Raw genomic sequence first — 12054 nt, 5'->3', positions numbered from 1 at the left:
TTTCTGCCTTACGGCGCTTTGACAAATCTGTCTGTTTTCTCCCCGCTCCCAAACACCTTACGTCAAAACCCAGAATGGCTGCCGGATCTTTGCTGTCCGGATCTCTGCCTCTGGAAATTTCTCCCGGCAAAAATGTTCCATATCTGCAATAAAGATATGCTCCACGCCATAGTGTCCGGCATCAATTACTGCCATTTTTTGCGCAACTGCATCAATCCCCTCATGGTGATCAATGTCACCTGTCACCAGTACATCCACACCTTTTTCCAAAGATACGGAAATTGCGCTCTTCCCGGAGCCCGGAAAAACACCAAGGCGATGTACCTGCATATCCGGCTCTCCAAAAATTTTCACATTCGGAAGATCAAATGCTTTTTTTACCATTTCCGCACAGGATTTTAAATCCATCGGCTGTGCCAGATCAGCAACTCTTCCGATCCCAACCGGAACTTCGCCGGATTCTGAATGCATGCTTCCCGTCACTTCCAGAACCTCCGGTTCACTCAGTTCAAGTACCTTCCCAGCAAGCTCTGCCATTCCCATCACATCATAATTGGTATGCATCGCATAGTAAGAAATGTCATCCCGGATCAACTTCAGTACTCTTCTGCCAATAAAATCCTCGTCATTGATCTTTTTCATTGCTTTAAAGATCATCGGATGATGTGTGATCAGCATATCCGCGCCCCAGTCTGCTGCTTCTTCGATCACTTCATCCGTCGCATCCAGTGCAAGATAGATCCGCTTTACTTCTTTATCGCTTCTTCCGACCTGCAGTCCTACATTATCCCACTCCATAGCATAGTGCTTTGGAAAACGTGCTTCTATTTCTTTTATAATTTCTCTGCAAATCATCATTTTCCTCCTAAAAATACCGGTCAAGCAGGTCTTCTGCTCTCTTTATCATATGCAGAATCTCTGCACTTCTCTCCTTCGTGCGTTCACTCTCCTGCACCCGAAGCTTTTCATACACGCCCTGATTCACAGACAGTTCTTTTTTCAGATATTCTCCCATCACCGGGTGACCCTTCTCTAATAAATATTTTCCATATTCAAGCTCTTCTTCTGCTGCCGGAACACCTTCCGCATAAAGACCTTTCTGCTCTGTCGGGATCACCTTCATCATCGGATAGTATTTGCCATCCTCTTCCACCATGTCCTCTGCAACGATACGAAATCTATGTTCTTCCAGATAACGGCGGACTTTCGCAAGCTCTGACTGCGGCTGCAGGATCAGTTCCTTTAAGCTTCTGGTTTTTGCCGGATCCTCATTCAAAATATGTATGACAAGACCGCCGCCCATTCCGGCGGCGATCATTGTGTCAGCTTCTTCCATTTTCAAATTCACCAGACCATCAGAAAGACGGGTAACGATCTTCCCATCCAGTCCATGTTCAAGGATATGTGTATCCGCTCTCTCTAATGGTCCTTTGTTAATATCCATGGCAATTGCGGATGGAACCAGCCCGTTCTGTGTCAGATAGATTGGGATGTAAGCGTGATCTGTTCCCACATCCGCAAGACGCATTCCCGGTGTGACAAGATCCGCCACTGCCTGTAATCTTTTTGATAATTCAGCCATCTTCTTAATCCAAATAATCTCTTAATTTTCTGCTACGGCTTGGATGACGAAGCTTGCGGAGTGCTTTTGCTTCAATCTGACGGATACGCTCACGGGTGACATCGAACTCTTTTCCGACCTCTTCCAGTGTACGTGCTCTTCCATCACTCATACCAAAACGCAGGCGGAGAACCTTCTGCTCTCTCTCTGTCAGTGTACTTAAAACTTCATCCAGCTGTTCTTTCAGAAGTGTCTGCGCTGCTGCTTCTGCCGGAACAGGTACATTGTCATCCTGGATAAAGTCGCCCAGGTGGCTGTCCTCTTCCTCACCGATCGGAGTCTCAAGAGAAACCGGTTCCTGGGAAATCTTTAAGATTTCACGCACACGGTCTACCGGCATGTCCAACTCTGCAGCGATCTCTTCCGGCGTAGGTTCACGTCCAAGCTCCTGCAGTAACTGTCTGGATACACGGATCAGTTTGTTGATCGTCTCTACCATATGAACCGGTATACGGATGGTTCTCGCCTGGTCAGCAATCGCACGTGTGATTGCCTGACGGATCCACCATGTTGCATAGGTACTGAACTTAAATCCCTTCTGATAATCAAACTTCTCTACCGCTTTGATAAGTCCAAGGTTTCCTTCCTGTATAAGATCCAGGAACAGCATACCACGTCCCACGTAACGCTTTGCAATGCTGACTACCAGTCGCAGGTTGGCTTCTGCAAGACGCTTTTTCGCTTCTTCATCACCATCTGCCATTCTCTTTGCCAGCTCAATCTCTTCTTCTGCTGAAAGAAGCGGAACCTTACCGATCTCCTTCAGATACATACGGACCGGATCTTCGATGCTGATTCCGTCCGGAACAGACAGGTCGATCTTCTCCATATCCACTTCGTCTTCATCCGAAAGCATGATCTCCAGATCATCATCATCCACATTGGAGTCATCATTCATCTGAAGCACATCGATCCCATTGGCCTCCAGGTACTCAAATACCTTGTCCATCTGTGTCGGTTCCAGCTCCATATCCCGGAATGCATCATTGATTTCCTGGATTTCAAGAATGTTCTTCTTTTTCTTCGCAAGGGCAACCAGATTTTTTAATTTTTCCTGAAACTTTACTACGTTCTCTTCCATGTAGTGTCCTTCCTCTCATCGCTTGTTTATATTCTATCCCTAATTAATGGAAATATGCAGTTTATGAAGGTCCTGCACTGCCTTCTTCGCATTCATAAGCCTTTGCAGCCCCTGAATGTCTGTCGGATCCAGATTCCGGGTTGCGGTTTCGATACTGTACTCCTTTACCCGGAGAATCGTCTCCTTGATCGCTTTTTCCTGCTCTCCCGCAGTCGTCAGCTCTTTGATTCTCGTATTAAAAAGTGCTGCCACCGCGCGGTGTTCCTCTTCCTCTGTAAAATAATTCATGATCTGCGCAGGATTCAGTTCTCCTTTTGCATGCTGTTCATACAGAAGTTCAGCAACTTTCCGGTACAGCTCCACCGTAAAATCCTCCGGCGTAACATAACGGCTTACCTGATCAAACAGCTCTTCCCTGTCGATCAGCCAGGTAAGCAGAATCTTCTGTGACCGGATATGACCATCCTCTTTTGGCGTTTCCTGGCGGATCGTCTGTCTTGGCTTTGTGGCCGGAGCTGCCATTCCGCTCTGGACTGCTACCTTGACAACCAGCTTCTTAAGTTCTTCGTAGCCGACGTGATAAGTCTTTGCCACCGCTTCTATGTAATTATCACGTTCAATTTCTTCTTCAAAACGTGCCAGCCTTCTCGCCGCCTCTCTGAGGAATTCCGTCTTTCCTTCCGGTGCATTCAGGTCATAACCTTTTTCCAGCATCTCAAGACCGAACATAAAGCTGTTCCTTGCTTTCCTGATCCGCTCTTCAAATGCCTCAGCTCCAAGATTCTTGATGAATTCATCCGGATCCTTGTACGGTTCCATCCGGATCACGCGGGTCGTCACACCGGCCTCCCGAAGGATCGGAGCTGCCCGGAGTGCCGCTTTAGTTCCGGCTTCATCACTGTCATAGGTCAGATAGACTTCATTCACATACCGTTTGATCAATGCTGCATGTCCTGCTGTAAGTGCAGTTCCAAGTGATGCAACTGCATTGGTAAATCCCGCCTGATGGAGCGAAATTACATCCATATAGCCTTCACATACAATAAAATACGGCTTTCTTGATGTTCTCGCCCGGTGAAGTCCGTACAGATTCCGGCTCTTATCAAAGATCAGAGTCTCCGGTGAGTTCAGGTACTTTGGCTTCCCATCGCCCATCACACGCCCGCCGAATCCGATCACACGGTTATTCACATCCATAATCGGAAACATGACACGGTTCCAGAATTTGTCGTAAACTCCGTGCTTTTCATCGACATTTACCAGACCGGCTTTGATGATCATCTCTTCACTATAACCCTTCATCTTAAGGTATCGAAACAGATCATCACTGTATTTGCTGGAATATCCAAGTCCAAATGCGGTGATCGTCTCCTGGCTCAACTGACGGTTCTGCAGATATTCTCTTGCCTGCCTTCCGCCCTCCGTCTTCAGCTGCGCATAATAATACTTGGCCGCCAGCTTGTTCATCTCAAGCAGCGCACTTCTCGTATCTGCTCTTTCTTTCGCTTCTTTTGAATATTCCTCTTGCGGAAGCTCCACACCGGCACGCTGTGCCAGAAACTTGAGTGCTTCTACAAAAGAATAATTCTCATACTCCATAATGAAGGTAAATACATTTCCTCCCGCTCCGCAGCCAAAGCAGTAATACATCTGCTTATCCCTGCTCACAGAAAAAGAAGGAGATTTCTCACTGTGAAACGGGCAAAGTCCGAAATACGAACTCCCCTGCTTCTTCAGCTTCACATATCCGGAAATCACATCTACGATATCATTTTTCGATCTTACTTCTTCTATAATCTCATCTGAATAATACATTATGTCCTACACCTTCCTGGCAGGGTTCACGCGCCTTGCGCAACCCCTACATAATATATATTCGACAAAACTTTTTTATTTCCTTTAAAATTTCCAAGATTGTGGAATAAAAATTTCTTCAAACTTTTTTACGGCAAAATTATCCGTCATTCCTGCTATGTAATCACACACTGCGATCTCCGGCATTTCCCCCTTCTGCAGCTGTTTCAGATACTGCTCCGGCATCTTTTCCATGTGCGTTTCATAATAAGAATACAGATCTTCGACCATTCGGATTGCTTTGTCCTCTTCGCCCTTTGCAAGTGGATTCTCATAAACATGAGTAAACATATATGCCCGCAGCTCCATCAATGCTTCACGGACTTCCTCTGACATGCAGATCTTCGGTTTGTCCATGCTGTTTACGATCACATCATGGGTAAGTGTGTTCAAACGCTCTCTTTTACTGTTGCCCAGAACTTTTCGCAGCTCTTTGGGCAGTTCCTCTTCATTCATGATCCCCGCCCTTACTGCGTCATCAATATCATGGTTCACATAAGCAATCTTATCAGACAGTCTAACGATCTGCCCTTCCAGTGTCGCAGGCATTCCCGCACTTTTGTGGTTGCGGATTCCATCGATCACTTCCCAAGTCAGGTTCAGTCCCTCCCCCTGTTTCTCCAACACCTCTACTACACGGACACTTTGTTCATTGTGTTTAAATCCACACGGACACACATTGTTCAGAGCTCTCTCTCCTGCATGTCCAAACGGAGTATGCCCAAGATCATGCCCCAGTGCAATTGCCTCCACCAGATCTTCGTTCAGCCTGAGCGCCTTTCCGATCGTCCGGGCGTTTTGCGATACTTCCAGCGTATGCGTCAGCCGTGTCCTGTAATGGTCTCCGATTGGCAGGAGAAACACCTGCGTCTTCTGCTTCATGCGCCGGAATGCCTTACTGTGCAGGATCCGATCTCTGTCCCTCTGAAAAACCGGTCGGATGTCACACTGTGGCTCATTTCTCTTTCTCCCCCGGGAAGCCATGCTTAATGTGGCACAGGGGCTTAGATATTCCTTTTCTCTTTCTTCCATCTGTTCCCTGATTGTCATTTTTTATTTTCTCTCTTCTTTCAGTCGTTTCTCGATTGCTTCTGTCACGCATTCCAGAACTTTAATACGTGCATAGTATTTATCATTTCCTTCCACTACGATCCACGGTGCATGTGGCATAGAAGTCTTTTCCAGCATTTCTTCTACCGCCACCTCATACTGATCCCATTTTTCCCGGTTTCTCCAGTCTTCATCGGTGATCTTCCACTGTTTTTTCGGATTTTCCTGTCTGGCTTTAAACCTTCTCGCCTGCTCATCCTTGTCAATCTGCATCCAGAATTTCAGCACGATTGCTCCTGCATTTACCAGATCCTGCTCCATGGCATTGATTTCCCCATAAGCTCTCTTCCATTCTTTTTCGGTACAAAATCCTTCAATCCTCTCTACCATCACTCTTCCGTACCAGGTTCTGTCAAATATCGCAATATGGCCGGCTTTCGGCATTGCACGCCAGAAACGCCACAGATAATGATGTGCTTTCTCTGTATCACTCGGTGACGCTGTCGGATTCACCACATATCCCCTCGGATCCATATGTGAAGTCAGACGTTTGATCGCACCACCTTTTCCTCCGGCATCCCACCCCTCAAAGCCAAGGACAACCGGGATTCTCCTGCGATAAAGCTCTCCATGCAGATGTTCCATCTTTTTCTGAAGTTCTTTTAAGCGTTCCTCATAAACCTCTTTTGGCATGGATTTGGAAAGATCCGTCTTTGCCAGAATGGATTCTGCTGTTTCCCTTTTCATTTCCGTTTTCTTTTCCAGACTGCCTTTTTCTTCCAGTTCCTTTCTTGCGACTGCTTCTTTCATTGCCTGGATCACCGCCTGATAAACAGCCACTTTGGCTTCTTTCTTCTTTGTAGCATTGATCACTGTCCACGGTGCGTAATCTGCATCCGTTTTCCGCAGCATCTCTTCATTGATTGCTTTATACTCTTTAAAATCATGGTTCCGCTTCAGATCGCCTTTGCTTACCCGCCATGCAGTATCCTTGGAAGCAAGCAGTTTCTCAAAGCGCTTTTTCTGTTCTTTCCGGTCAATCTTTAAAAACAGTTTGATGATCACCATTCCATCATCCGTCAGCTGTTTTTCAAACGCACGGATCGATGCAAAATCCTTTTCCAGCTCTTTTTCCGGTGTTTTTCCTTCAAAACGTTCAATCATAACTCTCCGGTACCAGCTGGTATCAAAAATCGCAATTCTTCCTTTTTCCGGGATCTTCGTCCAGAAACGCCACATAAAAGGATGCATCCATTCCTCTTCCGTTTCATTTTTTACCGCATATACTTTAAAGCCTCTTGGATCGAGTGCCTGGATCAGATTACCAATCTGAAGTCCTTTTCCTGCTGCTCCATAACCCTCAAACGCGATCATCACCGGGATTTTTTTCTCCCTGCACACTCTTTGCAGTTCTCCAAGCTGCTCTCCCAGTTCTTTTATATCCTTCATTTTTATATTTTTCTCCATAAAATGCCTCCATTTCACCAGTTTCTGCTCTTATTATCCCCAAATTCATTGATAAAACGCGCATTTAACGCATACAATTATATATCATATTACTATATTTTCTCATAATAAGAAAGTAAATTTGTAAAATCATTGAATTATTTATCTTTTCGATATTTTTTGTAATATATTGCGAATTAAAATTTCTTTTAATTTTTTGTTGACTTTGCGTTTGGAATATAGTATTATAGCTTTTGTCAGCGGCGAGCAGTTAAAAACAAAGCTCACTGAGTGATATGCGGAAGTGTCGGAACTGGCAGACGAGCAAGACTAAGGATCTTGTAGGCATTGCGCCTGTGTGGGTTCAAGTCCCATCTTCCGCATTCGGATTTATCCGAATCCGGTAATTAAATATTTTTGTGCGGAAGTGTCGGAACTGGCAGACGAGCAAGACTAAGGATCTTGTAAGCATTGCGCTTGTGTGGGTTCAAGTCCCATCTTCCGCATTATAAAAAGGGACCTCTGATTTTATCAGAGGTTCCTTTTTATAGTACCGAAGCGTGACCTGAACCCATGGTTCAGGTCTTCGCTCCGCTACGGTCGGCGCAGAGCATTCGTCCACCGGACGAATTGCGCCCCATCTTCCGCTTCCTTCCTTTTTCAAACTCTCCGTTTTTGTTTAGAAATTCTTTTTTATACCAACGTACAGCTTAAACCCATGGTTCAGGTCTTCGCTTCGCTACGGTCGGCGCAGAGCATCCGTCCACCGGACGAACCTGGCCCCATCTTCCGCTTCCTTACCATTTATGCCTTTTTTTATTTACAAGATACAATACAATTCCACCTGCTACGATCACCATGGAGATCCACTGAGAGGTTGAGAACATCCAAGCTCCCCCTCTGTTATCATTTCTCAAAAACTCAACAAGAAATCTTCCCACACCATACAGCAGCATATATAAAAAGCCTACGTTTCCCGGTGTACCGTCTTTTTTATTCTTTCTATAATATAGAAGTAACACGATCATGATCAGGAAATCACCCGCCGACGAAATAAGCTGTGTCGGAATCAGTTTTACACCTGCCGGAGCAAGCCCACCTTCCGGGAAGACCACACCAAATCTGAAGGTTGTCTCCCTTCCATAGCAGCATCCTGCAAGAAAACATCCGATTCTTCCAAATCCCTGTGCCATCGAAATACTTGCCACAGCGAGATCAAAATATTCCAGAAAATAAAGCTTCTTGATTCTGCAATATACAATTGCTGTCAGAAAACCGGCAATAATTCCACCATATACGACAAACCCTTCTGAACCGAGTACCGTCTTCGGATCCTTGATAAACGTCTTAAACTCCACGATCACATATAGAATTTTTGCACCTAAAAAACCGCCGATTACACCGTAAATTCCAATATCCACAATTGCTTCCTGATCCAGGCCATTCTTTTTTGCCCGATAAGAAGCCATTGCCACACAACAAAGGATACCGATTGCGATCATCAGTCCATATCCATGTATCGTAAACTTTCCTATTGAAAACAGATCAATTTTCACGCTTTTTTCTTCCTCCCTTTTATCAATCTATTTATCATTGTATGGATTATCCCTTCATTTGTCAATCTTATCCTTTTGGATACTATCTGCTATTTTGTTACTGTTCACAGTACCTGTGACCAGCAACGCATCTCGCCATTTTAAATCGCCTTTGGCGATGGGCGAGATGCCATTCAAGATAAAACGTGCATCCTCCGTGCCAATCAGCGTAGTGATTGACACGGGAGTGAACAGTAACGCTATTTTGCCTCTTATTAATCCAGCAATGGGGCATGATTCAGAGAATCATCCCCCACGTTTAGAGCTATCATTAAATTGTTCTGCCTTACAGAAGATTCTTCATACTCTTCAGCCCAATTGCCAGAGTTGAAGTATTGTGTAAAAGTGCTGATGTCGTCGGCTGGATCACACCGGTTACTCCAAGTACGATCAGACCGGAATTGAATCCAACGATAAAACGGTAATTACTTTGAATCCTCTTCATCAGCCTATTGCTGAGACGTCTTAAGGTTACGATCTGTCCAAGATCATCTGCGCCTACCGTAATATCTGCAATCTCACGTGCAATCTCTGCGCCATTGCTGATCGCAATTCCCACATCTGCCGCTGAAAGCGCCGGAGAATCATTGATACCATCGCCGATCATAATAACTTTTCTTCCGGCTGCTTTTTCTTTTTCTACAAATGCAGCCTTATCTTCTGGCAGTACTTCTGAATAATATTCATCCACACCGACACGCTTTGCGATCGCCGAAGCTGTACGGTCGCTGTCACCTGTCATCATAACAATCTTTCCAAATCCTGTTTTCTTGAGCTCGGCAACTACTGTCTTCGCCTCTTCTCTCAATGGATCTTCAATACAGATCACTCCTGCAAGCTGATTCTCGATTGCAAGATACAGATGTGAATATTCTTCCGAAAGACTGTCAAATAACTCCTGTTTTCCTTCCGGAATTGTACATTTTTCATCTTCAAATACAAAATGAGAGCTTCCGATAATTACATTTTTATCATCAATCGTTGTAGAAATGCCATGTGCAACCACATACTCTACCTTGGAATGCATTTCCTCATGATCCAGATTTTTCTCTTTTGCTGCATTTACTACTGCTTTCGCCATAGAATGTGGAAAATGTTCTTCCAGACACGCTGCAATACGGAGCAGTTCATCCGGTGTTCTTCCATCAAAGGGAACCACATCCACCACGGTAGGTGTTGCTTTTGTAAGTGTACCAGTCTTGTCAAATACGATCGTATCTGCCTCTGCCACGGCTTCCAGATACTTTCCGCCCTTTACGGTAATATTGTAAAGGTTTGCTTCACGGATTGCAGACAGCACCGAAATCGGCATTGAAAGCTTAAGGGCACACGAAAAATCTACCATCAGGATTGAAAGGGCCTTTGTGACATTTCTCGTCAGCAGATAGGTAAGAGCTGTTCCACCAAGCGAATACGGTACAAGCCTGTCTGCAAGATGTTCTGCCTTGCTTTCTACTCCTGATTTTAACTTCTCAGATTCTTCAATCATCGTAACGATCTTATCAAAGCGGCTGTTTCCGCTTACCTGTTTGACTCCGACTGTGATCTCACCTTCTTCAACCACCGTTCCTGCATATGCATAGCTTCCAACCGTCTTGCGGACAGACACTGACTCTCCGGTAAGAGATGCCTGATTGATCATCGCTTCACCATCCACGATATCGCCGTCAAACGGAATCACAGTTCCCATACGAATCACAATCCGGTCTCCTGCTTTTATCTTGGATGCAGGAACCAGAACTTCCTGATCTTCTGTCTTCAGCCATACCTTACTTACGTTCAGAGACATGGTCCTTGCCAGGTCATCTACGGATTTCTTATGTGTCCACTCTTCCAGAATCTCACCGATTCCAAGCAGGAACATGACGGATCCGGCTGTACTGAAATCCCCACGTGCAACGGATACACCGATTGCAGTCGCATCCAGCACCGGAACCTCAATTTTGCGTGCCCACAGACACTTGATTCCCTTCCAGATATACTTCAGTGACATGACCGATGTATAGCATGCATTCAGTGGATACGGAAGGAACCATTTTCTTGCATAATGAAATACTACTTTATTGAACAGCTTTTCCTGATACTGCGCATTCACTTCACGACCGGAAGTTGCAAGTACGTCTGCCGGAACTTCCACTGTCTGATAGTGAAATTCCTGCAGAAGACGGATTACATCTTCTCTGTCGCCGGTATAATTAATGACTGCATCACAGGTTCTGTCATATACCTTTGCTAATTTGACTGATTCATTGCAGAGCAGATAATACTGTAATATATCAGCCTGTTCATATGTCATTCTTTTTTGAAAAAGCCGGACTCTCATCCGGCCTTTCATCTCATGTTTAATTATAAACTTCACGTTCAGGCGCCTCTTACTCTGTTACTTCGTTGAACTCTGTATTTTCAGCTTCTTCAGCCTCTGCTGCTGTATCTGCATCAGAAAATTCTTCCATTTCAGCAGCTCTTTCTTCGTTGATGTTCTTAGCTTCAGCGTAAATATCCTCTGCATTTTCCTGGATATTTGTAGCCGTTTTCATAACACAGTCTTTTGCGCGAAGAACTGCTGCTGTACAATTTGTGTACACGTTCTTAGCATCCTTGCTTGAAAGCGCTTTGATTCCAGCTGTTCCAAAAAGAACTCCTGATGCAAAAATTCCAACCTTTTTCCAATTTACTTTAGTAATATCAAACATATCTACGTACCTCCTGTTTTTTCATTAACGCCTATTATATGACACGAATCTGAAAATTTCCAGTCTTTTTTTGCTTCTGATAAATTTTCTCACTTTTGCGCAAAATCAGTTTTGTCAAACTTTTTTCATTATATCTAACACAAATTCGCTATTTTCACCTTAATTTTTACACAACTTTTCACAGTTATCTATATCCATATTTATATAGAAGAAACTCATTTCCCGGTATCTTAAAGAGACAGATACAACCACGGTACCTGCCTCCATATCCGAACCGTTCCGTTTCAGAACGTTTTTTTACAATGTTATGCTTCTTTGAGTGTGATGTTTCTCACATTCTGTCCACCCGAAAATCCACAGGCATCCAGACCAGTTTTAATTACTGCTGTCCATTTATCTTCCGGAAGATCAAGAACCGTTCCATCCTCCAGTTCGACCATGCATTCCATCTTATTGCCCTCATCCGAAATACGATACATATTCTTGCGGCTGATCGCTCCGATCTGTTCCAGCGTATTGACCATACGGTATACCGTCGCCGGTCCGATACTCGGATCCTTCAGAGACGCCTGATAATAAATTTCCTTGCAGCAATTACATTTTCCTTCCAAAATAACATCGATCAGCATGAGCCGCTGCTTCGTAACCCTACAGCCACTTCTTTTCAGCTGCTCGATTATTCTTTCTTTCGCGTCCATGATAGCCCCTTTCCAT

The 12054-nt window shown here is 44.7% G+C and carries 10 protein-coding genes and 2 tRNA genes; 2 read left to right on the top strand and 10 right to left on the bottom strand.

Annotated elements, in window-relative coordinates; all coding sequences use genetic code 11:
- Positions 1-57 precede the first annotated feature (57 nt).
- From AB5213_RS04835 to pap, 6 genes are all read right to left on the bottom strand, one after another.
- On the bottom strand, positions 58-855 hold the full coding sequence (locus tag AB5213_RS04835) for a Nif3-like dinuclear metal center hexameric protein (RefSeq protein WP_044999230.1): 798 nt from the start codon (positions 853-855) through the stop codon (positions 58-60).
- Between the two features lie 10 nt (positions 856-865).
- Entirely contained in the window at positions 866-1582 is a 717-nt protein-coding gene (locus AB5213_RS04830; RefSeq protein WP_022220525.1) for a class I SAM-dependent methyltransferase, read from the bottom strand.
- A 4-nt stretch (positions 1583-1586) separates the two neighbouring features.
- Positions 1587-2702 (bottom strand): RNA polymerase sigma factor RpoD, encoded by a 1116-nt coding sequence (rpoD, locus tag AB5213_RS04825; protein ID WP_008374891.1) that lies wholly within the window; start codon positions 2700-2702, stop codon positions 1587-1589.
- A gap of 39 nt (positions 2703-2741) precedes the next feature.
- Positions 2742-4517, bottom strand: a complete 1776-nt coding sequence (gene dnaG, locus AB5213_RS04820) for a DNA primase (RefSeq protein WP_022220526.1) — start codon at positions 4515-4517, stop codon at positions 2742-2744.
- Positions 4518-4601: 84 nt separating this feature from the next.
- Positions 4602-5606 carry a deoxyguanosinetriphosphate triphosphohydrolase gene (locus tag AB5213_RS04815; protein WP_055155673.1) on the bottom strand — a complete coding sequence of 335 codons (1005 nt, stop codon included), beginning with the start codon at positions 5604-5606 and terminating at the stop codon, positions 4602-4604.
- A 3-nt stretch (positions 5607-5609) separates the two neighbouring features.
- Positions 5610-7073 (bottom strand): polyphosphate:AMP phosphotransferase, encoded by a 1464-nt coding sequence (gene pap / locus AB5213_RS04810; protein WP_368276388.1) that lies wholly within the window; start codon positions 7071-7073, stop codon positions 5610-5612.
- A 277-nt stretch (positions 7074-7350) separates the two neighbouring features.
- On the opposite strand from pap, the gene AB5213_RS04805 reads away from it, so the two are divergent.
- Positions 7351-7435, top strand: a tRNA-Leu gene (locus AB5213_RS04805).
- 38 nt (positions 7436-7473) lie between these two features.
- Positions 7474-7558 (top strand) — tRNA-Leu (locus tag AB5213_RS04800).
- Between the two features lie 291 nt (positions 7559-7849).
- Here AB5213_RS04800 and AB5213_RS04795 read toward each other — a convergent pair.
- The 4 genes from AB5213_RS04795 to AB5213_RS04780 form a co-directional block, all read right to left on the bottom strand.
- A complete protein-coding gene (locus AB5213_RS04795; protein ID WP_055297075.1) occupies positions 7850-8608 on the bottom strand; it encodes a prolipoprotein diacylglyceryl transferase in 759 nt (252 codons plus the stop codon).
- A gap of 325 nt (positions 8609-8933) precedes the next feature.
- Positions 8934-11006: a heavy metal translocating P-type ATPase gene (locus tag AB5213_RS04790; protein ID WP_368276387.1), complete on the bottom strand. Its 2073-nt coding sequence runs from the start codon at positions 11004-11006 to the stop codon at positions 8934-8936.
- A 13-nt stretch (positions 11007-11019) separates the two neighbouring features.
- Entirely contained in the window at positions 11020-11340 is a 321-nt protein-coding gene (locus tag AB5213_RS04785) for a DUF6110 family protein (protein ID WP_008374872.1), read from the bottom strand.
- A 305-nt stretch (positions 11341-11645) separates the two neighbouring features.
- On the bottom strand, positions 11646-12038 hold the full coding sequence (locus AB5213_RS04780) for a Fur family transcriptional regulator (RefSeq protein WP_008374870.1): 393 nt from the start codon (positions 12036-12038) through the stop codon (positions 11646-11648).
- Positions 12039-12054 lie beyond the last annotated feature (16 nt).

Source organism: Coprococcus sp. RTP21204st1_G4_RTP21204_210225 (genome assembly GCF_040915385.1).
Lineage (GTDB): Bacteria > Bacillota > Clostridia > Lachnospirales > Lachnospiraceae > Allocoprococcus > Allocoprococcus comes.
Note: the sequence above shows the minus strand (reverse complement) of the source record. Positions and strands in the feature narration are given on the sequence as shown.

Excerpts from the sequence above, each read along its gene's own strand:
- pap (WP_368276388.1), bottom strand. The coding sequence starts at position 7,073 with ATGGAGAAAAATATAAAAATGAAGGATATAAAAGAACTGGGAGAGCAG.
- AB5213_RS04780 (WP_008374870.1), bottom strand. The coding sequence starts at position 12,038 with ATGGACGCGAAAGAAAGAATAATCGAGCAGCTGAAAAGAAGTGGCTGT.
- AB5213_RS04785 (WP_008374872.1), bottom strand. The coding sequence starts at position 11,340 with ATGTTTGATATTACTAAAGTAAATTGGAAAAAGGTTGGAATTTTTGCA.
- AB5213_RS04830 (WP_022220525.1), bottom strand. The coding sequence starts at position 1,582 with ATGGCTGAATTATCAAAAAGATTACAGGCAGTGGCGGATCTTGTCACA.
- AB5213_RS04835 (WP_044999230.1), bottom strand. The coding sequence starts at position 855 with ATGATTTGCAGAGAAATTATAAAAGAAATAGAAGCACGTTTTCCAAAG.
- AB5213_RS04815 (WP_055155673.1), bottom strand. The coding sequence starts at position 5,606 with ATGACAATCAGGGAACAGATGGAAGAAAGAGAAAAGGAATATCTAAGC.
- rpoD (WP_008374891.1), bottom strand. The coding sequence starts at position 2,702 with ATGGAAGAGAACGTAGTAAAGTTTCAGGAAAAATTAAAAAATCTGGTT.
- dnaG (WP_022220526.1), bottom strand. The coding sequence starts at position 4,517 with ATGTATTATTCAGATGAGATTATAGAAGAAGTAAGATCGAAAAATGAT.